Annotated in this window: 20 protein-coding genes and 1 pseudogene; 7 read left to right on the top strand and 14 right to left on the bottom strand. The window is 69.7% G+C overall.

Annotated elements, in window-relative coordinates:
• The first annotated feature begins 150 nt into the window (after positions 1–150).
• Positions 151–1,113 (top strand): LLM class flavin-dependent oxidoreductase, encoded by a 963-nt coding sequence (locus tag ABTX18_RS13900; protein WP_352122935.1) that lies wholly within the window; start codon positions 151–153, stop codon positions 1,111–1,113.
• Between the two features lie 56 nt (positions 1,114–1,169).
• Here ABTX18_RS13900 and ABTX18_RS13905 read toward each other — a convergent pair whose 3' ends face one another.
• From ABTX18_RS13905 to ABTX18_RS13920, 4 genes and pseudogenes are all read right to left on the bottom strand, one after another.
• Complete coding sequence (locus ABTX18_RS13905; protein ID WP_352122936.1) at positions 1,170–1,712, bottom strand: RNA 2'-phosphotransferase; 543 nt, start codon at positions 1,710–1,712, stop codon at positions 1,170–1,172.
• A gap of 147 nt (positions 1,713–1,859) precedes the next feature.
• A complete protein-coding gene (locus tag ABTX18_RS13910) occupies positions 1,860–2,831 on the bottom strand; it encodes a MerR family transcriptional regulator (RefSeq protein WP_352122937.1) in 972 nt (323 codons plus the stop codon).
• Positions 2,828–4,609: an SDR family oxidoreductase gene (locus tag ABTX18_RS13915; protein ID WP_352122938.1), complete on the bottom strand. Its 1,782-nt coding sequence runs from the start codon at positions 4,607–4,609 to the stop codon at positions 2,828–2,830. Before ABTX18_RS13915 ends, ABTX18_RS13910 begins: the two co-directional genes overlap by 4 nt.
• A pseudogene (locus ABTX18_RS13920) lies at positions 4,606–4,818 on the bottom strand (M24 family metallopeptidase); the annotation flags it as partial. The pseudogene ABTX18_RS13920 and the gene ABTX18_RS13915, both read right to left, overlap by 4 nt.
• Before the next feature lie 367 nt (positions 4,819–5,185).
• Between ABTX18_RS13920 and ABTX18_RS13925 the strand changes: the two are divergent.
• The 5 genes from ABTX18_RS13925 (at position 5,186) to ABTX18_RS13945 (ending at position 9,805) form a co-directional block, all read left to right on the top strand.
• Positions 5,186–6,220, top strand: a complete 1,035-nt coding sequence (locus tag ABTX18_RS13925; RefSeq protein WP_352122939.1) for an ABC transporter ATP-binding protein — start codon at positions 5,186–5,188, stop codon at positions 6,218–6,220.
• Positions 6,210–7,118, top strand: coding sequence for an ABC transporter permease (locus ABTX18_RS13930; protein WP_352122940.1), 909 nt, complete (start codon positions 6,210–6,212; stop codon positions 7,116–7,118). Before ABTX18_RS13925 ends, ABTX18_RS13930 begins: the two co-directional genes overlap by 11 nt.
• The gene (locus ABTX18_RS13935; protein ID WP_352122941.1) at positions 7,115–8,026 is read left to right on the top strand and encodes an ABC transporter ATP-binding protein; all 912 of its coding nucleotides are present in this window, start codon (positions 7,115–7,117) and stop codon (positions 8,024–8,026) included. The genes ABTX18_RS13930 and ABTX18_RS13935 overlap by 4 nt, the downstream gene beginning before the upstream one ends.
• Positions 8,027–8,054: 28 nt before the next feature.
• On the top strand, positions 8,055–8,774 hold the full coding sequence (locus ABTX18_RS13940) for an ABC transporter permease (RefSeq protein ID WP_352122942.1): 720 nt from the start codon (positions 8,055–8,057) through the stop codon (positions 8,772–8,774).
• Between the two features lie 335 nt (positions 8,775–9,109).
• Complete coding sequence (locus ABTX18_RS13945; RefSeq protein WP_352123094.1) at positions 9,110–9,805, top strand: hypothetical protein; 696 nt, start codon at positions 9,110–9,112, stop codon at positions 9,803–9,805.
• A gap of 99 nt (positions 9,806–9,904) precedes the next feature.
• On the opposite strand, the gene ABTX18_RS13950 is transcribed toward ABTX18_RS13945, so the two are convergent.
• The 9 genes from ABTX18_RS13950 to ABTX18_RS13990 form a co-directional block, all read right to left on the bottom strand.
• Positions 9,905–10,705: an HAD family hydrolase gene (locus ABTX18_RS13950; protein ID WP_352122943.1), complete on the bottom strand. Its 801-nt coding sequence runs from the start codon at positions 10,703–10,705 to the stop codon at positions 9,905–9,907.
• Positions 10,702–11,991, bottom strand: a complete 1,290-nt coding sequence (gene serS, locus ABTX18_RS13955; protein ID WP_352122944.1) for a serine--tRNA ligase — start codon at positions 11,989–11,991, stop codon at positions 10,702–10,704. Before serS ends, ABTX18_RS13950 begins: the two co-directional genes overlap by 4 nt.
• A 689-nt stretch (positions 11,992–12,680) precedes the next feature.
• The gene (gene pheA, locus ABTX18_RS13960; RefSeq protein WP_352122945.1) at positions 12,681–13,616 is read right to left on the bottom strand and encodes a prephenate dehydratase; all 936 of its coding nucleotides are present in this window, start codon (positions 13,614–13,616) and stop codon (positions 12,681–12,683) included.
• A 65-nt stretch (positions 13,617–13,681) separates the two neighbouring features.
• Positions 13,682–14,926 carry an iron uptake transporter deferrochelatase/peroxidase subunit gene (gene efeB / locus ABTX18_RS13965; protein WP_352123095.1) on the bottom strand — a complete coding sequence of 415 codons (1,245 nt, stop codon included), beginning with the start codon at positions 14,924–14,926 and terminating at the stop codon, positions 13,682–13,684.
• A 122-nt stretch (positions 14,927–15,048) separates the two neighbouring features.
• Positions 15,049–17,001: a copper resistance CopC/CopD family protein gene (locus tag ABTX18_RS13970; RefSeq protein ID WP_352122946.1), complete on the bottom strand. Its 1,953-nt coding sequence runs from the start codon at positions 16,999–17,001 to the stop codon at positions 15,049–15,051.
• A 12-nt stretch (positions 17,002–17,013) separates the two neighbouring features.
• The gene (locus ABTX18_RS13975; protein ID WP_352122947.1) at positions 17,014–17,460 is read right to left on the bottom strand and encodes a copper chaperone PCu(A)C; all 447 of its coding nucleotides are present in this window, start codon (positions 17,458–17,460) and stop codon (positions 17,014–17,016) included.
• Entirely contained in the window at positions 17,457–18,110 is a 654-nt protein-coding gene (locus tag ABTX18_RS13980; protein WP_352122948.1) for an SCO family protein, read from the bottom strand. The genes ABTX18_RS13975 and ABTX18_RS13980 overlap by 4 nt, the downstream gene beginning before the upstream one ends.
• Positions 18,111–18,174: 64 nt before the next feature.
• Positions 18,175–18,924 (bottom strand): YcnI family copper-binding membrane protein, encoded by a 750-nt coding sequence (locus ABTX18_RS13985; protein WP_352122949.1) that lies wholly within the window; start codon positions 18,922–18,924, stop codon positions 18,175–18,177.
• A 168-nt stretch (positions 18,925–19,092) separates the two neighbouring features.
• On the bottom strand, positions 19,093–19,896 hold the full coding sequence (locus ABTX18_RS13990) for a hypothetical protein (RefSeq protein ID WP_352122950.1): 804 nt from the start codon (positions 19,894–19,896) through the stop codon (positions 19,093–19,095).
• Positions 19,897–20,163: 267 nt separating this feature from the next.
• On the opposite strand from ABTX18_RS13990, the gene ABTX18_RS13995 reads away from it, so the two are divergent.
• Complete coding sequence (locus ABTX18_RS13995; protein ID WP_352122951.1) at positions 20,164–20,769, top strand: ATP-binding protein; 606 nt, start codon at positions 20,164–20,166, stop codon at positions 20,767–20,769.
• Between the two features lie 37 nt (positions 20,770–20,806).
• On the opposite strand, the gene ABTX18_RS14000 is transcribed toward ABTX18_RS13995, so the two are convergent.
• Complete coding sequence (locus ABTX18_RS14000; protein ID WP_352122952.1) at positions 20,807–22,270, bottom strand: aminopeptidase P family protein; 1,464 nt, start codon at positions 22,268–22,270, stop codon at positions 20,807–20,809.
• Positions 22,271–22,386 lie beyond the last annotated feature (116 nt).

The raw sequence follows: 22,386 nt of genomic DNA on the forward strand, positions 1-22,386 counted from the left end.
ATTCCTCTGGCATATGTCGGCGGATTTCCGGGGTCCAGCGCGCCTCGGGACGCTCGTGAGGTCCGCCCCGAAGCCGCCCGGCCATCCGTGCAGACCGGTCCTTCGGGCGCAAAGGGTGGGGCCGGTCTGCCCGCCGTAAACTCTGGAGCCATGAGCACCTCTCTGCGCCTCAGCACTGTCATCCTGCCCGTCCGCCGCTGGCACGAGGGTGGGCGCGCACAGTGGGAGCGCGCCGAGGAGCTGGGGCTGCACGCCGCGTACACCTACGACCACCTGGCCTGGCGGGCCTTCCGCGACCGGCCGTGGTTCGGCGCCCTCCCCACCCTGACGGCGGCTGCCTGCGTGACCTCGCGCCTGCGCCTCGGGACGCTCGTGACCTCGCCGAACTTCCGGCACCCGGTCACGCTGGCCAAGGAACTCATCTCGCTCGACGACATCTCGGGCGGTCGCATCACGCTGGGCATCGGGGCCGGTGGCAACGGCTTCGACGCGACGACGCTGCTGCCGGCGGACGAACAGCCGTGGACCCCGCGCGAGCGGGCTGACCGGTTCGGTGAGTTCGTACCGCTGCTGGACGGGCTGCTCCGCGAGCCGGCCGGGCTCACGGCGGAAGGCGCGTTCTACTCGGCCACCGAGGCGCGGAACCTGCCGGGCTGTGCGCAGGTGCCGAGGCTGCCGTTCGCCGTCGCCGCGACGGGGCCGCGCGGGCTCAGGCTTGCTGCTCAGTACGGGCAGGCGTGGGTGACCACGGGTGATCCCAAGCTGTACGAGGCGGGCAGTGCGGCGGAGTCGCTCGACGCCGTCCGTGGTCAGGTGGCGAGGCTGGGCAGGGCCTGCGAGGAGAATGACCGGGACGTGGACGAGCTCGACAAGATCCTGCTCACCGGATTCACGCCGGAGTTCAACCCTGACCTCACCGGTGGCCGGGTCGGACCGTTCGCGTCCGCGGACGCCTTTGTGGACTTCGCCGGCAGGTATGCGGAGCTCGGCTTCACCGAGATCGTGATCCACGCACCGGTGCCCGACGGCAGCCCCGAATTCTCCGCAGCGGTGGCGGACGAGAAGCTCTTCGAGCAGATCGTGACGCAGGGACTGGCCCAGCTCGCGGGCTAGCGACCGGTGCCGGGCAGTGGCCGCGACCGGTGCGGTGGGGCGGGGAGACCTCCGTGTCAGCCGGGCAGGCGCAGGTATTCCGGGGGTACGGCGGCGGTGAGCCAGACCCCGTTGGCGCTGACGTGGAAGACGTGTCCCGCCCGGTGCATGGCGCCCGCGTCCACGGACAGGACGACAGGGCGGCCGCGCCGTGCTCCGACACGGGTTGCCGTCTCGCGGTCGAGCGAGAGGTGGACGTGCGTGCGGTTCATCGGACGCAGCCCCTCGGCGCGGATCGCGTCCAGGGAGCGGCCGACCGTGCCGTGATAGAGGTAGCCGGGCGGTTCGGCCGGGGGAAGGTTCAGGTCCACCTCGACGGTATGCCCCTGGCTTGCCCGGATGCGGTCTCCCTCGATGGCGAACCGTTGCTTGTCGTTGGACGCCACCACATGGTCGAGTTCGGTGCGGGTGAGCGGGAAGTGGTGGCGGGCAACCGCCCGGAGCAGCTCGTCGACGGAGACCCAGCCGTGGGCATCCAGTGTGAGACCGATCCGTTCGGGTTGATGGCGGAGGTGTTTCGAGAGGTACTTGGACACCTTGACGGTGCGTCTTTCATCCATCCCGACAGCCTGCCCGTGACGTCGTCCCCGGCGCATCCGGATTTGGCTTCGGCTTCACCCGGCAATTTCCGACCGCAGGTTTGATCCACAGCCAACTCGGCTTATCCACAGGCCTTTTAGGGCTTCTGTGGATAACTCGCCTGTGATTCAGGCCTTTTGCCCAACTTCGCGCACATTGCCGTGAGATGAGGCGAGTGCGTCCAATGTTCTGGCTCGCACTTCCCGTTCAGCGGCTGCGGCAACGAAAGGCCCCGTGTTCTGTCGCCCAACCAGCCGCTCCACAGCACGAATCGTGTCGGCGGGAAGATCGACCGACATCAGGGTCGGCTCGGCCGGACGTGGCGGGCAGGGCTCCTCGGTGGTGAGGTGGCGGTCCAGATGCCGCGTGGCGAACACCCTCATGGCGCGGGCGAGTTCGGCGTCGACCGTCTGCTGTGCCAGCGGTCGGAGCCGACGGACCATTGAAGCCGCCGCGGCGGCATCCGCGTCGGTCGGGGGGCGGTGGCCGAGGTAGCGGGCGAAGACGTGCTCCGTCGTGAACTCCAGGAAGCGGGACGCTATCTGCTCGACCTGTCCCCGAAGTTCCCGCAGGTGGCCGGAAATCGCGCTCAATGGGACACCCGCGGCGTGCAACTCGGCTGCTACCGACAGCTCTTGCGGGCTCGGCACCAGGAACTCGTCGTCCAACCCTGGAACTCGTTCGAGGATCCCCAGTTCCACCGCTTCGGCAACCGCCTCGTCATCCGGGTGCCCGCCGAACCTCGCCTCCAACTCCGCCCGGGTGATGCGGCCGGCCCGCTCGTCCGTCCACGGGCCGTGCACCTCGGCGGCGAGTCCCAGGACGCCGCCGAGGCCGCGGCCCGTGTCCCAGGCCTCGAGCAACTCCTTGATGCTGGCCAGGGTGTAGCCGCGGTCCAGCAGGTCCGCTATCTGGCGGAGCCGGGCGAGGTGGGTGTTCCGGTACACATTCGCCCGCCCCCTGCGCTCTGGCGTCGGCAGCAGCCCGCGGTCCTGATAGCCGCGGATGGTGCGGACGGTGGCGCCGCTGGCGTGCGCGAGGTCCTCGATCCGGTACTCGGCGACTGCCCGGCCGTCCGCCGACGGCCCGGCGGCGCTCACAGCGGCGGCTTCAGCCGGGCGATGCCGCGCAGCGCACCCGGACTCAGCCGGGACAGGAACCGGGCGGCATGGGACTCCGGCGTCACCGGAACAACGGCCTGGTTGCGGACGACCGCCCGGAGGATCGCCTCGGCGACCTTCTCCGGAGGATAGTTGCGCATCCCGTACAACTTGCTCGTCCGCTTCCGCAGCCGCTTCTCCTCCGCCGCGTCCGCCCCGGCGAAGCGCGCGGTCCTGGTGATGCTCGTGTTGACGATGCCGGGGCACACCGCACTGACCCCGATCGACTTCCCGGCGAGCTCGGCACGCAGGCACTCGCTGAGCATCAGGACGGCGGCCTTCGACGTGCTGTACGCGGCCAGCGCGCGAGACGGCTGATATGCCGCCGCCGAGGCGATGTTGACGATGTGGCCGCCCTGCCCCCGGTCGGCCATCTGCCTGCCGAAGAGCCGGCATCCATGGATGACGCCCCACAGGTTCACGTCGAGGACGTGTCTCCACTCCTCGGCGGTCGTCTCCAGGAACGAGCCGGAGAGCCCGATGCCCGCGTTGTTGACCAGCACGTCGACGATGCCGTACTCGGCGGCCACCTTCTCAGCGAGCTTCTCCATGGCCTGCTCGTCGCTCACGTCGACCGTTTCGGCCCAGGCGGCCGGGGCGCCTATCAGCCGGGCCAGTTCCGCTGTCCGGGTCGCCCCCTCCGCGTCCCGGTCCACGGCCACCACACGCGCGCCGGCCTCGGCGAACGCGAAGGCCGTAGCCCGCCCGATCCCGGTGGCCGCACCCGTCACGAGGACGAGCTGACCGCCGAACCGGTCTGCGTGCGCCCCCTTCGGCGCGGTGTCCCGGACCGGCTCACCGCCTTGCAGAGCAGCCTCGTTGGCCGTGGCGAACTCACCGATCCAGGAAGCCAGCTGGTCCGGCCTGGTGCGGGGGACCCAGTGCTTGGCGGGCAGCGAGCGCCGCGTCAACTGCGGGACCCAGGCATCGAGTCCGTCGTAGAGCTGTTCCGAGAGGAATACGTCGCCGGTCGGGGTGATCAGCTGGACCGGAACGTGCGCGAACGCGTCGGCGCGGGGCCTGCGCAGCCGGGAGCGGACGTTGTCCCGGTAGAGCCAGGCCCCGTGCGCCGCGTCGTCGGGCAGCGACGGCGTCGGGTAGTCGCCCGGAGGAACCTTCTCCAGCCGCTCCAGGATGCGGGGCCACCATTTCTCGAGTGGCCCCCGCCAGGCGAGCTCCGGCAGCACAGGGGTGTGCAGCATGTACACGTACCAGGACTTGGCGCCCTGGCCCAGCAGTTGGCCGACCCGGCGCGGGGTGGGCCGGGACATCCGCTGCTTGATCCAGTGCCCGAAATGGTCCAGCGACGGGCCGGACATCGAGGTGAAGGAGGCGATCCGGCCCTCGGTACGGCCGACCGTGGCGAACTCCCAGGCCTGCACCGAACCCCAGTCGTGCCCGACCAGGTGCACCGGCCGGTCCGGGCTCACCGCGTCGGCGACGGCCAGGAAGTCGTCGGTCAGCTTCTCCAGCGTGAAGCCGCCGCGCAGGGGCACCGGAGCCGTCGACCGGCCGTGTCCTCGCACGTCGTACAACACGACATGCCACTGCGTGGCGAGCTGCCGGGCGACCTCGGTCCAGACCTCCTTGCTGTCCGGGTAGCCGTGCACCAGCACGATCGTTGGCCGCGTCGAGTCGCCCAGCTCGACGACGCACAGGTCGATCCCGCCCGTGGACACCCGGCGCTCGCGCGCCCCCGGCAGGTCGTGCAGACTCATGCCGCCACCCTCTCCTCGGCCCAGTGCCGTACGTGCGGCAGGTCGTCGTCCAGCCAGAAGGCGCTCTGCCCGGGATCCCGGAAGTCGGTGACGTCCAGGATCTCCTCGAACTCCGCGCCCGTGCCCCGGAATCCGAGGTGCGGCTCGACCGCCCACAGACCCGGCTGCGGAGGGTGGCCGGAGAGGCGGTACGGACTCCAGAGCGGCAGGCGGGCCGCGACCGCGTCCGCGCAGGCGTACGCGAGACGGTGCACTTCTCTGAACCCCTGGAGTTCCGGGGCCCGTTCGTCTTTGACGCGCGAGGCCATGACACCGTCCGTTCCCTGCCGTGTGCGGTACGTGCCCGTAACGTGACACTGATGAATGTGACAATGTCCGGCGGCTACGTCAAGGGGGGTGTGCGCGGCCTGTGGACAACTCCCGCGGCGCACGCTGTCCCGGCCGTCCCGCCGTTCCGGACAAGCCGCTCGGTCGTCCCTGACGCGGTCCCCCTACGGGCCCGTACATCTGGAGTCTGACGGGAATCCAGCCTCAGGTCTGACGACCGGTGGGGCCCGCGCCACTACGGTCGATGGTGTGACAGTCATTGCGACCGAAAGCCTGAGCAAGCGGTTCCCCCGGGTGACCGCGCTTGACCGGCTCTCGTTGGACATCGGCCCCGGTGTAACCGGGCTGGTGGGCACCAACGGAGCCGGCAAGTCCACGTTGATCAAGATCCTGCTGGGTCTGTCCCCCGCGACCGAGGGCCGGGCCGCGGTGCTCGGGCTCGACGTGTCGACCAGCGGCGCCGCCATCCGGGAACGGGTCGGCTACATGCCGGAGCACGACTGCCTGCCGCCCGACGTCTCCGCGACGGAGTTCGTCGTCCACATGGCGCGGATGTCCGGACTGCCCCCGACGGCGGCCCGCGAACGCACCGCGGACACGCTGCGGCACGTCGGCCTGTACGAGGAGCGCTACCGGCCCATCGGCGGCTACTCGACCGGCATGAAGCAGCGGGTGAAGCTGGCCCAGGCACTGGTCCACGACCCGCAGCTGGTCCTCCTCGACGAGCCGACCAACGGACTGGACCCGGTCGGCCGCGACGAGATGCTCGGCCTGATCCGGCGGATCCACACCGACTTCGGCATCTCGGTCCTCGTCACCTCACACCTCCTGGGCGAACTGGAACGCACCTGCGACCACGTCGTCGTCATCGACGGCGGATCACTGCTGCGCTCCAGCTCCACCAGCGACTTCACCCAGACCACCACGACCCTCGCGGTCGAGGTCACCGACAGCGACACCCACCCCGACGGGACGGACGCCCTGCGCAAGGTCCTCACCGGTGCGGGAATCAAGCTGGTGGGGCTCGACGGACTGGACGCGGAGGGGCTGCCCGGGGCGGGCCACATCCTGCTGATCGAGGCGACCGGCGAGGAGACGTACGACCTCGTCCGCGACAGCGTCGCCGGTCTCGGGCTCGGCCTCGTCCGGATGGAACAGCGCCGCCACCACATCGCCGAGGTCTTCCGTACCGAAGAGGCGCCGGCAGCGCACCCCGAGGCGCGGACCGCGTCCGTGCCCGCCGGGGCCGTACAGCAGAAGGGGAGCGGTCGCGATGAGCACTGAGACCGGCGCCGCGACCGGGAGCGAGACCTCCCGGATCCACAACATCGGCTACCGCGCCTACGACGGCCCGCGGCTCGGCCGTGCCTATGCCCGCCGCTCGCTCTACTCGCAGTCCCTGCGCGGCTCCTTCGGATTCGGCCGCTCGGCCAAGTCCAAGGTGCTGCCCATGCTGCTCTTTGGCGTGATGTGCCTGGTCGCCGCGATCATCGTGGCAGTGGCCATCAACCTTCCCGACGCGACGAAGCTGCCGATCAAGTACACGAGGTTCGCGATCTATCTGCAGGCGGTCATCGGCCTGTTCATCGCCGCGCAGGCACCGCAGTCGGTCTCCCGGGACCTCCGCTTCAAGAGCGTGCCGCTCTACTTCTCCCGGCCGATCGAGCGCAGCGACTACGTCTTCGCGAAGTTCGCCGCGATGGCCTCCGCGCTCTTCGTCCTGACCGGTGCGCCGCTCGTCATCCTGTACGTGGGCGCGCTGTTGGGGAAGTTCGACTTCGCCGACCAGACCAAGTGGTTCGCTCAGGGGATGGTGTCGGTGGCGCTGCTGTCCGTGCTCTTCGCCGGTCTCGGCCTCGTGATGGCCGCACTCACCCCGCGGCGAGGTTTCGGCGTCGCGGCGGTGATCGCCGTGCTGACGATCACGTACGGCGCGGTCAGCACGATCCAGGGCATCGCCTGGTCCACGGGGTCCACCGGCGCCGTGCCGTGGCTGGGGCTCTTCTCCCCGATCACGCTCGTCGACGGTGTACAGACCGCGTACCTCGGCGCGACCTCCGCCTTCCCCGGAGGGGAGGGCCCGGGGGCCGGGGCCGGTGTGGTCTATCTGATCGTTGTTCTCGCGCTCGTCGCCGGCTCGTACGCCGTACTGATGCGCCGCTACCGGAGGGTCGGGCTGTGACCACCATCGAGATCGACCACACATCCCGCTGGTTCGGCAATGTGGTCGCCGTCAACGACGTGAGCATGACCGTGGGCCCGGGCGTCACCGGTCTGCTCGGCCCCAACGGCGCGGGCAAGTCCACGCTGATCAACATGATGGCCGGATTCCTCGCCCCGTCGACGGGCACGGTCACGCTCGACGGCAAGCCGATCTGGCGCAACGAGTCGGTCTACCGGCAGATCGGCATCGTGCCGGAGCGGGAGGGGATGTACGACTTCCTCACCGGTCGCGAGTTCGTCGTGGCCAACTCCGAACTGCACGGTCTCGGCGACGCGGAGGCGGCTGCCGCGCTCGCCACGGTCCAGATGGAGTACGCGCAGGACCGCAAGATCTCCACGTACAGCAAGGGCATGCGTCAGCGCGTGAAGATGGCCTCCGCGCTGGTCCACAACCCGTCCGTGCTGCTGCTCGACGAGCCGTTCAACGGAATGGACCCGCGCCAGCGGATGCAGCTGATGGAGCTGCTGCGACGGATGGGAGCGGAGGGACGCACCGTCCTCTTCTCCTCCCACATCCTCGAAGAGGTCGAGCAGCTCGCCTCGCACATCGAGGTGATCGTCGCCGGGCGGCACGCCGCGTCCGGGGACTTCCGCAAGATCCGCCGGCTGATGACGGATCGCCCGCACCGCTATCTCGTACGCTCCAGCGACGACCGGGCCCTCGCCGCCGCGCTCATCGCCGACCCCTCGACGGCGGGCATCGAGGTCGACCTCGGCGAGAACGCGCTGCGCATCCAGGCCGTCGACTTCGGACGCTTCACGACGCTGCTGCCGAAGGTCGCACGTGATCGGGGCATTCGTCTGCTGACCGTTTCGCCGTCCGACGAGTCCCTCGAATCGGTCTTTTCCTATCTCGTAGCGGCCTGAGTAGTGGCCTGAAAGGAGCTGTGACGTCATGTACGACCCCACAGTCGCCCGGCTCACCTACCGGGCGCTGCTCGGCCGGCGCCGGGCCGCCATCCTCTTCATCCTGCCCGCGCTCCTGATCGTCATCGCGGTGGCGGTACGGATGTTCGCCGGGGCGGACGATCAGGTGGCCTCGGACGTGCTGGGCGGATTCGCCATCGCCACCATGGTGCCGCTGATCGGTGTGATCGCCGGTACGGGCGCCATCGGGCCGGAGATCGACGACGGCTCCATCGTCTATCTGCTGGCCAAGCCGGTGACGCGGCCGACCATCATCTTCACCAAGCTGATCGTGGCGATCGCGGTCACGATGGTGTTCTCGGCGGTGCCGACCCTGATCGCCGGTCTGATCCTCAACGGCAATGGCCAGCAGATCGCGGTGGCCTACACGATCGCGGCGCTGGTCGCCTCGATCGCCTACAGCGCGCTGTTCCTGCTGCTGGGAACGGTCAGCCGGCACGCAGTGGTCCTCGGACTCGTCTACGCGCTCGTCTGGGAGGCGCTGTTCGGCAGCATCGTGCCCGGTGCGCGCACCCTCAGTGTGCAGCAGTGGTCCCTCGCGGTGGCGGAGAAGACCGGCGGGGGTGGCGCGATCACCTCCGACGTCGGGCTGCCGCTCGCGACGGTGCTCCTGGCCGCGGTCACCGTGGTCGCGACCTGGTACGCCGGTCAGAAACTGCGCACGCTGAAGCTCGCCGGCGAGGAGTGACTTCCGCTCCTCCACAGCGAGACAACCCCCGCCCTCTTGGGCGGGGGTTGTCTCATGTCGGACAGCGGACGGCCGGTCCTCCGCGTAACTGTGCGTTTATCGGTTCGTTGTTCATGATGCGTGGAGGCAACTGGAATCTGTGGCGTCGTAGCTTTCGTGAAATCCGGATAGCCGATGCGGTGGGAATGACCCCCCGGCCGGTTCTTGAGTGAGTGGCAACCGTGAGCGTCCTCCGCCCCTGAAGCCCGGGGAGAGGGCTGTCCGCCCGGCACCGGCCTGCCCAAGTCCGGCGTCGGTGTGCTCAGCACCGGAACTCACGATCGGAAGGCATGTTCATGCCCACGGAAGTCGCCCTGCTCGAATCACGCGCGCTGCGTGTCGAACAGATGGGGCGCGTCGACGCCCTGGACAAGGTGAAGAGCCTTGTCATGCTCCCGGATGGAGTTCACGTTCGCACCGAGGACGTGGCCCGCTACTTCGAAGTATCCACAGAGGTCATCAAGAAGGTGATCCAACGCCATCGGGCGGAGATGGTGGAGAATGGCCTCAGGCTGCTTCGAGGCCCTGAGCTGCGGGTTTTCAATAGGGACATGATGTCCCTATGGGGTGGTGGGCAGGGTGAAAGTTATCCACAGGCGCCCGCTCAGCTCACGCTCTACACCCGCAGGACCGTCCTCAACGTCGCGATGCTTCTTCGCGACAGCGACATCGCCCGGTGCGTCCGTACGTATCTCCTCGACGCCGAGCAGGATCTGCGCGCCGGATACGCCTCGCTCGAACACCGCGTCACCCGGGTCGAAAGCTGCCTGGCCGGTGTCGGCAGCGCCCTGCAGGAACTCGGGCCGGTTCTGAACCGGATGTCGCACCGCCTGGACAGCCTCGACCGCAGGATGGAGGCGACGCATCAAGTGGTCGGTGCCATGAGCGTGCGGCTGGGCGGCATCTCGGAGGACATCGTCCGGCTCGACGGGCGCATGGACGAGCTCGCACGCAACCTGAAGGACCTGAGCCGCCGCAACAGGAACCGCTGACAGAGCCCTGGTGCCCGGTGCCGCCCGTAATCGAGCAGCACCGGGCACCAGGAACGCGGGCCTGCAAGCTTGTCCCCGGGACGAACGGGGCCGGTCACGTCAGGGGAGCAGCTGCTCCAGGACCACGGCGATGCCGTCGTTCTCGTTCGACGCGGTGATCTCCTGGGCGACGGCCTTCAGGTCCTCGTGCGCGTTGGCCATGGCCACGCCGTGCCGTGCCCAGGCGAACATCGGGATGTCGTTCGGCATGTCACCGAAGGCGATCGTGTCGGCCGCCTTCACGCCCAGCCGGCGCGCGGCCAGCGAGAGGCCGGTGGCCTTGCTGAGCCCCAGCGGCAGGATCTCCACCACGCCCGGGCCCGCCATGACCACGTCCACCAGATTGCCGACCGCGGCCCGCGCGGCCTTCGCCAGCGTGTCATCGTCCAGGTCGGGGTGCTGTATGTAGACCTTGTTCAGCGGGGCGGACCACAGCTCGGCCGGGTCCTGCACGAAGACGTACGGAAGCGGTCCCTCCTGAACGCGGTAGCCGGGGCCGACCAGCACTTCACCCTCGAGCCCGTCGCGGCTCGCGGCCAGCGCCAGCGGACCCACTTCCGCCTCGACCTTGGAGAGCGCGAGGCCGGCCAGCTGCCGGTCGAGCGTCAGGGACGTGAGCAGTTTGTGCTCGCCCGCGTGGTAGACCTGCGCCCCCTGGCCGCAGACCGCCAGACCGTCGTACCCCAGGTCGTCCAGGATGTGCCGGGTCCATGGAACGGCACGTCCGGTGACGATGATGTGCGCCGCACCGGCCGCGGTGACCGCGGCCAGTGCCTCGCGCGTGCGCCCGGAGACCGTGTCGTCGTCACGCAGGAGCGTGCCGTCGAGGTCGGTCGCGACGAGCTTGTAGGGAAAGGTCACTTGGCGACCGGCTCCAGCACTTCACGGCCGCCCAGGTACGGACGGAGCACCTCGGGTACTCGTACCGAACCGTCGGCGAGCTGGTGGTTCTCCAGGATCGCCACGATCGTCCGCGGTACGGCGCAGAGCGTGCCGTTCAGCGTGGCCAGAGGCTTCAGGACCTTCTTGCCGTCGCGGTTGTCCCGCATCCGGACGGACAGGCGGCGTGCCTGGAAGCCGTCGCAGTTGGACGCGGAGGTCAGCTCTCGGTACTTGCCCTGCGTCGGGATCCACGCCTCGCAGTCGAACTTCCTGGAGGCCGAGGCACCCAGGTCGCCGGTGGCGACGTCGATCACCTGGAAGGGCAGCCCGAGCGCGGTGAGCCACTGCTTCTCCCAGTCGAGGAGACGCTGGTGCTCGGCCTCGGCGTCCGCCGGATCGACGTACGAGAACATCTCGACCTTGTCGAACTGGTGGACCCGGAAGATGCCGCGGGTGTCCTTGCCGTACGTGCCCGCCTCGCGGCGGAAGCACGGCGAGAAGCCCGCATAGCGCAGGGGCAGCTTCTCCGCGTCGATGATCTCGTCCATGTGGTACGCGGCGAGCGGTACCTCGGAGGTGCCGACCAGGTAGTAGTCGTCCTTCTCCAGGTGGTAGACGTTCTCCGCGGCCTGGCCGAGGAACCCGGTGCCCTCCATGGCGCGCGGGCGGACCAGCGCGGGGGTGAGCATGGGGATGAAGCCGGCCTCGGTGGCCTGGGCGATCGCCGCGTTGACGAGGGCGAGCTCCAGCAGCGCGCCGACGCCCGTCAGGTAGTAGAAGCGCGATCCGGACACCTTCGCGCCGCGCTCCATGTCGATCGCGCCGAGCGCCTCACCGAGCTCCAGGTGGTCCTTGGGCTCGAAGCCTTCGGCGCCGAAGTCGCGGATGGTGCCGTGCGTCTCCAGGACGACGAAGTCCTCCTCGCCGCCGACCGGCACGTCCGTGTGGACGATGTTGCCGAGCCGCAGCAGCAGGCTCTTGGTCTCCGCGTCGGCCTCGCCCTGCGCCGCGTCGGCCGCCTTGACGTCGGCCTTGAGCTGCTCGGCCTTCTTCAGGAGCTCGGCGCGTTCGTCCGGGGAAGCCTTGGGGATGAGCTTGCCGAGCGATTTCTGCTCGGAACGGAGTTCGTCGAACCGGACCCCGGACGACCTGCGCCGCTCGTCGGCGGAGAGAAGGGCGTCGACGAGGGCGACGTCCTCTCCACGGGCGCGCTGGGAGGCGCGAACACGGTCGGGGTCCTCACGAAGCAGGCGAAGGTCAATCACCCCTCCAGGCTACCGGTGCGGGCTTCGGTACTCCGAACCGATAGAGAAAAGCGTGTCACTTTGCCTGAATTGTCGGTATTGGTAATGCTGGATACGGAATCCGCAGAGGCGTGGGGTGAAGGGGCCGGGAAAGCTTCCCTATTCCCCTAAATGGGGCAGAAGGGTTGTGCGTCTTGACGCATCGCCCTTGTCGGGGCGGGGAGTTGGCTTCCACTTGTCCACAGGGATGGGTGGACGGGCAAAGTTATCCACAGGCTGTGAGGAAGGCCTGTGGACACGGAGGAGATCATTCCGAAAGCCCCATGCTGACTGTTGGTTTCGCGGTTCAAACCTCCTTCACACGCTCGTTCGGGTGGGAATTCCTCGTCCTAAAGAGTTGATCAACGGAATTGAGCTGACAACGGGGACTCGGCGGCCTGTAGGCCGGTCTGGGTGCGGTGGGCAGATTTGTCGACCATGTCGCATTGCGGTGTCGACTTGTCCCCAGGTCGAGAGGCGGCCCTGTGGATAACTTTCCGCTGACGACTATCGGCTGATCGCACCAGCGATGCAGGCAAGCCGAAGCCGCGCCAGTGCGGGGGCCTGAGGCGCGGCCTTCCTGATTGTGGTCCGCGAGTCCTCGGACCCGGCCGCGCTGCTTCCGGGGCCGGAGCCTCGGACCCGGCCGCGCTGCTTCCGGGGCCGGAGCCTCAGGCCCGGCCGTCCTGATTGCGGGCCAGCCAGTCGGAGGCCTCGGTGAACGCCGCGTCCGACGTGCCCGCCCGCAAGGGGCGTACATCCGCAGGCGTCACACCGGCCCGCGGATAGGAGCCGAGGAACCGGACGTTCGGACAGATCCGCTTCAGGCCCATCAGCGCCTCCCCTACCCGGCGGTCGGAGATGTGGCCTTCGGCGTCCAGCGCGAAGCAGTAGTTGCCGATGCCCGCGCCCGTCGGCCGGGACTGGATCAGCATCAGGTTCACCCCGCGCACCGCGAACTCCTGGAGCAGTTCGAGCAGCGCACCGGGGTGGTCGTCCCCGAGCCAGATGACGACGGAGGTCTTGTCCGCACCGGTCGGCGCGGCAGGCCGGGCGGGGCGTCCCACCAGCACGAACCGGGTCTGAGCGTTCTCCGCGTCATGGATCTCGGTCACCAGCGGTTCGAGCCCGTAGGTCGCCGCCGCGAACTCCCCGGCGAAGGCGGCGTCGTACCGCCCCTCCTGCACGAGCCGGGCACCGTCCGCGTTGGACGCCGCCGACTCCCATACCGCCTGGGGGAGATGGGCCGCCATCCAGTTGCGCACCTGCGGCTGCGCGGCCGGGTGCGCGGTGACCGTCTTGACGTCGGACAGCTTCGTGCCGGGACGGACGAGCAGCGCGAACGTGATGGAGAGCAGCACTTCGCGGTAGATCATCAGCGGTTCGCCGCTGGTCAACTGGTCGAGCGTGGTGGTGATACCGCCCTCGACGGAGTTCTCGATCGGTACCAGCGCCGCGGCGGCCGTGCCGTTGCGCACCGCGTCCAGCGCCGCCGGTACGGAGACCATCGGGACGAGTTCGCGGGTGGCGGCTTCCGGGAGCGTACGGAGGGCGACCTCGGTGAAGGTGCCCTCGGGGCCGAGATAGGCGTAGCACGTGGCGGACATACCGTCACCCTAATGCGCCGGGTCGCACGGCATCCCCGTATGCGGCTGCGTGACCCCTCGGTGGTTCACGCCTCCAGGAGCCGCTGCCCCACGTACTCTCCGTCCGCCGCACCGCCGGGTACCGCGAACAGTCCGCTCGCCTCGTGGCGGAGGAACGGCGACAGTGCGTCGCCCCGGTCGAGCTTGCGCTGCACGGGCACGAAGCCGCGCAGCGGATCCGCCTGCCAGCAGATGAACAGCAGCCCGGCGTCCGGGGCGCCGTCCGCGGAGATGCCGTCGTGGTACGAGAACGGGCGCCGCAGCATGGCGGCGCCGCTGTTGCGCTCGGGGGAGGAGATGCGGGCGTGCGCGTTGTCGGGGATCAGCAGCTTGCCGTCGGGGCCCGCCTTGTCGAGGTCCATCTCGGTGGTCTCGGTGCCGCCGCTGAGCGGGGCGCCGTTCGCCTTGCGCCGCCCGATGACCCGCTCCTGACGTTCCACGGGGAGCTTCTCCCAGTCGTCGAGCAGCATCCTGATCCGCCGGACGACGGCGTACGAGCCGCCGGCCAGCCACTCGTACGCGGCGTCGCCGCCCGCCGCGACGAAGACGCGCTGGTCGAAGTCGTTGTCGGAGGGCTTCGGGTTGCCGGTGCCGTCGATCTGGCCCATGAGGTTGCGGGCGGTCATCGGCTTGGCGGTGGCGCCGGGGGTGCGGTTGAAGCCGTTCATCTGCCAGCGCACGGTGGCCGTCGGGACGGCCTCCTTCTGCACGGCCCGCAGCGCGTGGAATGCGACGAGCGCGTCGTCGGCGCCGATCTGCACCCAGAGGTCGCCGTTGGACCGGCGGGCGTCGAGGCGGTCGGCGGAGAACGGTGGCAGCGGGTCGAGCCCGGGCGGACGGTGGCCCGTCAGGCCCGTCCGTTCGAAGAAGGTCGCGCCGAAGCCGAAGGTGACGGTCAGCGAGGACGGTCCGGCGTCCAGGGCGATGCCGGTGTCGTGTCCGGTGCCGTCCGCCGCACCGCCGGTGGGTTCACCGCCCATGAGCCGCTCGGCCGCGGCCGACCAGCGGCGCATCAGGGCCGCCGCCTCCTTGCGCCCGGCCCCGGGGGCCATGTCGAAAGCGATGAGATGGCCGCGGGCCTGAAGCGGAGTGGTGATCCCCGGTTGATGTTTCCCGTGAAACATCACCTCGGTCGAGCCGACCGAGGTCAGTACGGCCGGGGCCTCGTCCTGGGTCGCGGCATAACCGGTGGCGCCGCCGGCCGCCCCGAGGACGAGGCCGGTGGCACCGGCGGCTCCCGCGGTGCCGAGCAGCCGCCGTCGGGAGATCACGCCGGTCGACGGGGCGCCGCCGCTGCCGCCGGTGCGCTTGTTCCTGTCGCCTGCACTGCTCGGCAGGTCTGCGCTGCTCGGCGTGTCTGTGCTGTCTGTCCGGTTTCCGCTCACGGTCCTGCTCAGCCGATCTTCACGTTCTTGTCGACCGTGGTCTGGTCGATGTCCGAGGTACGCACGGTGACCGCGACGTTCCAGTTGCCCGCGATCGGGATCTGGACGCCGGTGGAGGACCAGTGGCCCTGGGTCAGCCGGACGGGGGCGGCGGGAAGGGGCCCGATGTCCTTGGACTTCAGGGTGAAGGCGAGCTTCACCTCGGGGACGTCCATGGCCTTCCCGTCGATGTCGTCGATCCAGAGGTGCACCACATTGGCTCCGATGTTCCCGGGGTCCAGGTCCATGCGGACCGTGCCCTTGCCCCTCTCGCCGCCGGTGTCGAAGGGCAGGGTGAGGTTGACGGGTCCGCTTGCCGCCGGGGCGGCGGCCGGTACGGACGAGCGCGCCTCCTCCTCCGTACGGCCGGGTTCGGTCGACGTCAGAATGGTGGTCACCGCAAGGAGCGCCACCGCGACTCCGACTTCGGCCAGCACCGAGCGGCGCAGGCCGGACCGGTCGGGGTCGGCGTCACGTATCCGCTTCCTATCCGCGATTGCCACGGCGGCCTGCTGGCGCGCGAGCTGGGCGGCTCGCGTGGGGTCCTCGGGGGTGGCCGCCACTGGGGCCGCCGCGTCGGCCTCTTCTTCCTCGTTGTCTGCTTCGTCAGTGCCGGCAGCGGCGGGAACCGGGGCTCCCCCGCCCGTGGCCAGCCGGGCGGTCCACCGGCGCGATATCCCGGCGACCCCGACGAGGACGGCGACGAGTCCCACCTTCACGAGCAGCAACTGCCCGTACCCCGTGTCGCTCAGCGCGGACCAGGAGCCGAGCTGGCGCCAGGACTGGTAGATCCCGGTCGCGGCGAGCACCAGCACGCTGATGAACGCGATCCGGGAGAAGCGGCGTACGGCATCTGCCGTGATGTCGGGGGTGCGGTACAGCGCGACCAGCAGGGCCGTAAGCCCTCCCAGCCATGCCGCTACGGCCAGCAGATGGAGCACGTCGACCGGCATCGCGATGCCCGGCTGGATCCCGGTCGACGCGTGCTCGGCCAAGGCCCACGTTCCGGCGATCCCGGCGGCGACGACCGTGCCGCCGATGGCGAGGCCGAAGGTGAGGTCCTTCTTCTCGCGTTCGTCCTCGCGCTTCGCGTACGCCCCGAACAGCACCGCGATGAACAGCGCACTGGCGCCGAGCAGCAGCAGCCGGGAGACGAGAGCGGCACCGGGCTTGGTGTCCAGGACCGCCTTCAGACCGTCGAGGTCGAAGGCGTCGCCGAGTTCCCCGGAACCGGTGTACGGGCTGCGCAGCAGCAGCATCGCGAGCGTGGCCGCGGTGAGGGTCATCCAGCCTCGGACGACGAGACGTTGCAACGGGCGGGCGCCCGCCCCGCGCTGCCAGCAGGCGAGCACGAACGCGGCGCCGCCCGCGAGCACGATGAAGCCCGCGTACGCGGCGTAGCGGGCGATGCCGTAGAGCGTGCCGACCAGGCCGCCGCCCGCCTCGGTGTCAGGAAGGGCGACGGTGGTCTCGGAGGGTGCGCCGATGGAGAAGGTGAAGGCGCCGGAGACGGGGTGGCTGTCCGCGGAGACGGCCTGCCAGGCAACGGTGTAGGTACCGTCCGGCAGTCCGGTGTGCAGGGAGACGCCGTACTTCACGGTGGAGCCGCTGTGCAGATCGCGCGGGGCCTCCTCCGTGTCGGCACGCTTGCCGGACGGGTCCAGGACGCGGATGGAGCCCTCCCCCATGGCGACCTGTTCGGAGAAGGTGAGCGTGACTGCCTTGGGGGCGGCGGCGACCACCGCCCCGTCCTGCGGATCGCTCCCGGTGAGCGCGGCATGCGCCGAAGCGGGGCCCGCGACGGCCAGCAGCAGCCCGAACACCATGCCGGTCAGGGCGGCGACGAGTCCGGCGACGGCGAGTGGCCGGCGCGGGGCGGATGCGGACGGGGAGGGCCCGAAGGGCGGGGCGGTGGCTGTCATGGCGTCAGTCCCTCACTGCTTCTTCGGGTTGTGGGTGGTCTCCTTCACGGGAAGGTCGACCTCGATGGGGCCGGCCTTCTCGAAATGCAGCTCCACGGACACGGTCTCGCCCTGTTTGGGCTGCTGCTTGAGTTTCATGAACATGATGTGGTTTCCGCCGCGTTCCAGGTCCAGCTCGCCGCCCGCGGGGACGTCGAAGGACGTCACCATGCGCATGGCCTGGTTCTTCGTCTCGTGGATCGAGACGTCGTCCGACAGGGTGCTGGTGACCGACGTGAGCCGGTCGGAGCTGCCGCCCTCGTTCCGTACGACGAGGAACGCCGCTGCCATGTCGTTGACGGGCTGCGGCATGAAACCGCCCATGACCTTCAGTTCCGGTGCGCCCGGGGACGAGCACCCCGCCAGCGTCAGGCCCGTGGAGAGGGCCAGGACGCCGGCGAGGGTGGTGCGGCGGTTCACGGGTTCTCCCCCTTGACGATCTTGGGGAGGTCCTTGGTGTAGTCGTCGGGCGTGGTGTCCTCGCTGTACAGCACGTAGCCCTTGTCGGTCTTCGGGGAGAACGCGATGACCTGGGAGCCGTGCATCGAGACGACCGTGCCGTCCTTCTCCTTCTTCGGTGCGTCGATGCCGATGCCGATCTGCCGGGCGCCCGCCTGGATGGCCGGGAAGTCGCCGGTGAGACCGATGAAGGAGGGGTCCTGGGACTTGAGCCACGAGCCCAGCGAGGCGGGGGTGTCCCGCTCCGGGTCGGTCGTGACGAAGACGACCTGGAGCTTGTCCTGGTCGGCCTCGGGGAGGGACTTCTTGGCGATCGCGATGTTGCTCATGATGAGCGGGCAGACGTCGGGGCAGTTGGTGTAGCCGAAGTAGATGAGCGTCGGCTTGCCCTTGGTCTTCTCCCGCAGGTCGTACTTCTTGCCGTGGGTGTCGGTCAGGACGAGATCCGGCTTGGTGAACGGCTGGTCGAGCACCGTCGCCGCCTGGGGCTTCGCCTCGACCGAGATGTCGGCGATCGGCTTCTTGCTGTCGTTGTCACTGCCGCCGCAGGCGGACAGGGTGAGCGCGGCCGCGGCGGCGAGCGCCGCGGCCAGCACTGACTTCTTAACCATGGAGCACTGTTTCCTGGTGGGTCGATGGAGCGGTGGTTACGGGTGGGACGTGAGGGGGTGGCGATCAGGCGGTACGGCGACGGCCGGCCAGGACGCCGAAGGCGACGCCCGCGACGCCGATGACGATGCCGGCGATGCCGAGCACACGGGCCGTGGTGTCACTGGAGCCGGAGGAGGCAGCCGAGGCCGTGGTCTGCTCGTCCTTCGCGTGCTCGGCCGTGGCGTCCTTGTCGGCGGAGTCCGAACCGGAGGCGGCGGTCGCGCCGTGGGCGTCGCCGGTGGCCGCGGTCAGCTTGAGGACCGGGGCGGGGCTCTCCGGCTCCTCCGCGCCCTCCTTCTGCTCCTCGATCCAGCGCACGACCTCCTTGTTGTCGTACGTCTGGATGGCCTTGAACACCAACTGGTCGGCGTCCTCCGGGAGCTGGCCGACCGAGAGCGGGAACTGCTGGAAACGGCCGGGCTCGATCTTGCCGCCGTCCGCGGTCCAGGTGACCTTGGAGACGGCCTCGTTGATCTTCTTGCCGTGCATGTCGAGCGGCTTGGCCAGCTTGCTCGTGGTCACCTTGATGTCCCAGCCCGGCACGGGCTGCGGCATGACGGACGCGAGCGGGTGGTCGGCCGGGAAGTTCACTTCGAGCTTGGTCGTCGAGGCGTTGTCGCGCTCGTTGGGGACCTTGAAGTTGATGACGGCGTAACCGCCCTTGGCGGCCTCGCCCTGCGGCTGGACGCTGACGTGGGCGGAGGCCGTACCGGCGAGAATCAGCACGGTGGACGCGGCGATGCCGCCGGCGAGGACGATGCGGGAAACGTTCATGGCAGGGATCACTCCACAGATGCACGAAGGAAGGGTGCTCCGGCGCACGGGTGCGCGACGGGACCGCGACACCTCATCCTCACGAGCGGCGTGCGTACGAGGACCCGTACCGGCACCGCAGGGGTGCGTGGCAGGAATCCGCGCGGGCATCGCGTGGAGGGCGTCGCGTCAGGCTGCGAGGGTGAATACGGTGGGCGGCCCGCGCCTGATCACCATGTGCTGCAAGGGATCCCCGGTGGCCGGGGACGGTGCGTCCACGGCGGTACGGGAGATGCGCGGCCCGGTCGCCGGGCCGCCGGGAAGTCCGGCGCGCAGCGCGGCCACGAGAGCGAGCGCGGCGCGCAGCGCCCGCAGCCGGGCCCCGGCCGCCACCTGTTGGGCGCCGTGGGCCGACAGCCGGGCGAGGCGGAACAGGGCGACCTCGCCGCGCCGCAGCAGCCAGCCGGCGGCCAGGGCGGCCAGCAGGTGGCCGAGCACCATCGGAAGGTCCGGCAGCATTCCGGCAAGGCCGGCCGCGCCACCGGGGGGAGCGGTGACCAGATGCTGATGGGTCTGCTCGGTCAGCGACGCCGGATCGATGCCCGCGGTGGTGACGATGTGGTGGGCGTCGGCGGCGTCCAGCCGGCCGGGCCCGGCACCGCAGACGAGACTCGCCGCGAACCGGATCAGCGGGTCCTCGGCGGCCGGGACCCGGGGCGAGGCGGTGTGGGTGCCCACGCCGAAGAGCGTGTGCAGGGCGATCTGTCCGCCGGCCAGAACCGCGGCGATGGAGGGCAGTGAACGTTCGCGTCCGGCGAGGGGAACCGCCACCGTGACGATGCCGAGGAATCCGGCGAGCAGGGTCCACCAGGGGACGGCCGCGCCGGCGGCCAGCGCGTGCCCGGCTGCGGACAACGCGACGCAGACCGCGGCGAACACCGCGGCCCTCAGCAGCCGCATTCCGGCTCCGGCACGTCCCACCGACGTAGTCATGGCCGAGACATCATCCCACTGCGGCCCCTGCCTCCGTACGGCAGGTCCGGAAGGTCACCTTCGGCCTTCTTCGGCCCGAATGGAGGGGAGCCGGGCCGTTCGGACCGGTTACGGACGGGGCAGAACGGTTCTGTGGGCATGGGATGCACAGGTGTGGCGAGCGCGGGTATCCGCCGAATGAGCGGTCTCACACCCCGTCCGTGCTTACGAACGGCATCGGGCGGCAATACGTAACCGTATGTCGAGCCGCAGCCAGGAGGCTGGAGCATGAGCATCTGGTGGTCACTCCATTTGCGGCGCGAAGCTGCGAGCGTTCCGCTCGCCCGTCGGTTCCTGCTGGGCACGATGGAATCCGCGGGTGTGGACCCGGACATCTCCTTCGACCTGTCCCTCGCCCTGAGCGAAGCCTGTGCGAACGCCGTCGAGCACGGCGGGGCGCACGGTGTGCCGGGTGAGACTGCGGAGAGCCGGGATGCCTGGGAGGAACCATCCGCTGCCGCCTGCGGGCAGTACCGGGTCACCGCCTATCTGGACGGCGAGAAATGCCGTATCGAAGTCGCCGATTCCGGACCGGGGTTCCCCGCCAGGCGCGTACTTCGCACCGCCGCCGCACAGCAACACGAAGCACATCAGCAACACGAAGCACATCAGCAGCACGAACCGCAGTACCACGAAGCGCCGTCGCCGGGCGGCACATGGCAGCCGTACGCCGAACACCCGCCGCTCACCGCGGAGGACGGGCGTGGTCTCTGCCTGATCGAGCAGCTCGCCGATCACGTCCACTTCGGCAACCGGCCGGGCCACGGCGGGGCGGTGGTGAGTTTCGACAAGGTCCTGAAATGGCGGGAGGGCGCCCTTCTCATGGTGTCCTGAGCAGGGCGCCCTTTGACGCGTCCGAAGTACCGGGCGGTCAGCCCTTGAGCCGGGCCATCCACGCCTCGACCTCGTCGGCCTGCCGCGGCAGCTTGTCCGAGAGGTTCCGGTGGCCGTCCTCGGTGACGAGGATGTCGTCCTCGATCCGGACGCCGATGCCGCGGTACTCCTCGGGAACGGTCAGGTCGTCGGCCTGGAAGTAGAGACCGGGCTCCACGGTGAGGCACACGCCCGGCTCCAGCGTCCCGTTGACATACGTCTCGGTCCGCGCGGCGGCGCAGTCGTGGACGTCCATGCCGAGCATGTGGCCGGTGCCGTGCAGCGTCCAGCGGCGCTGGAGACCAAGCTCCAGGACCTTGTCCACGGACAGGTCGCCGAGCAGACCCCACTCGACGAGCTTCTCGGTGAGCACGCGCTGCGCGGCGTCGTGGAAGTCGCGGTAGTCGGCGCCGGGCTTGACCGCGGCGATGCCGGCTTCCTGCGCCTCGTACACCGCGTCGTAGATCTTCCGCTGCAGCGGCGTGAACGTGCCGTTGATGGGAAGCGTGCGGGTCACATCGGCGGTGTAGAGGTCGTTGGTCTCCACGCCGGCGTCGAGCAGCAGCAGTTCGCCTGAGCGCACCGCACCGTCGTTGCGTACCCAGTGCAGGGTGGTGGCGTGCGGGCCGGCGGCGCAGATCGAGCCGTAGCCGATGTCGTTGCCCTCGATGCGGGCGCGGAGGAAGAACGTGCCCTCGATGTAGCGCTCGCTCGTCGCCTCGGCCTTGTCGAGGACCTTCACGACGTCCTCGAAACCGCGGGCGGTGATGTCGCAGGCCTTCTCCAGCTCGGCGATCTCGAAGGCGTCCTTGACCAAGCGGGCCTCGGAGAGGAACACGCGCAGTTCCTCGTCGCGCTCCGCGGTCACCTTGTCGGTGAGCGCGGCCTCGATGCCGGAGTCGTGACCGCGGACGTTGCGGACCGGGCCGGTGGCCTCGGTCAGTGCGGCGGGCAGCTCGCGGACGTCCTTCGCCGGGATGCCCAGCAGCTGCTCGGCCTCGGTCAGGGAGTGACGCCGGCCGACCCACAGCTCGCCCTGGCCGTCGAGCCAGAACTCGCCGTTCTCCCGGTCGGAGCGCGGCAGCAGGTAGACGGTCGCCTCGTGGCCGTCGTCCTTCGGCTCCAGGACGAGGACGCCGTCCTGGGTCTGGTCGCCGGTGAGGTACGCGTACTCGGTGGACGCGCGGAAGGCGTACTCGGTGTCGTTCGACCGGGTCTTCAGCCGGCCGGCCGGGATGACCAGCCGCTCGCCCGGGAAGCGCGCCGACAGCGCGGCGCGGCGGTCGGCGGTGTGTGCGGCCTGGGGGATCGGCTCCAGGCCGTGCAGCTCGGTGTCGGCCCATCCGGACTTCATGTTCGCGGCGAGCTCATCGGAGACGCCCGGGTAAAGGCCGTTCTTCCGCTGCTTGACCGGCTCTGTCTCTTCGGTCTCCGGGTTCTCCGGGGTGAGCTCCTCAGACACGGCTTGTCTCTCCTTGATACGACACTGGACCCCCTCCATCGTACGGGCGTACGGAAGGGGGCCCAGGGCCGGAAGGCCTCTTACACGGGGTGGCCCGCCGCTGCCGGCGGGTGCGG

This window comes from Streptomyces sp. NPDC096323 (assembly GCF_040302845.1).
Taxonomy (GTDB): Bacteria; Actinomycetota; Actinomycetes; order Streptomycetales; family Streptomycetaceae; genus Streptomyces.